The organism is Alloprevotella sp. OH1205_COT-284, from assembly GCF_003859795.1.
GTDB lineage: Bacteria > Bacteroidota > Bacteroidia > Bacteroidales > Bacteroidaceae > Alloprevotella.
Genome location: NZ_RQYI01000081.1, coordinates 1 through 351 on the forward strand (window position 1 = coordinate 1; position 351 = coordinate 351).

A 351-nucleotide genomic window follows, 5' to 3' on the forward strand; every position below is an offset into this window, starting at 1 on the left:
TTCACCTGCCTCCGCAATCCATTCCGAAAGCACCGACGCCCAAAGGGGAAATTCTCCCGAAAAGCGGACTTGTGAAAGGAAAAATCCTCAACAACTGCCTATCTTTCAACCATTTGTACGACCGCCCTCCGGGTTTGCCTTCACTTGCCTTCACCATAACTACCCTCACCTTCAACACCTTAACTCCAAATGCGAAGGCAGCGAAGGCAAAAACACATGATAAGGGATACGCGCGCACGCGCGCGTGAGAGAAAAAGGGGAATCGAAGAGAACAATGGGCGCACCACCCTATTGCACGAACGAAAAATCAGACAGCAAAAAAACGAAACGGAATGGGAGGAAGGATTTTCT

Annotated in this window: 1 protein-coding gene; it reads left to right on the plus strand. The window is 49.6% G+C overall.

Annotated elements, in window-relative coordinates; translation table 11 throughout:
• Window positions 1–248 (plus strand): hypothetical protein (locus EII14_RS09550; protein ID WP_233569435.1); only part of this gene is annotated, 248 nt, incomplete at its 5' end.
• Window positions 249–351 lie beyond the last annotated feature (103 nt).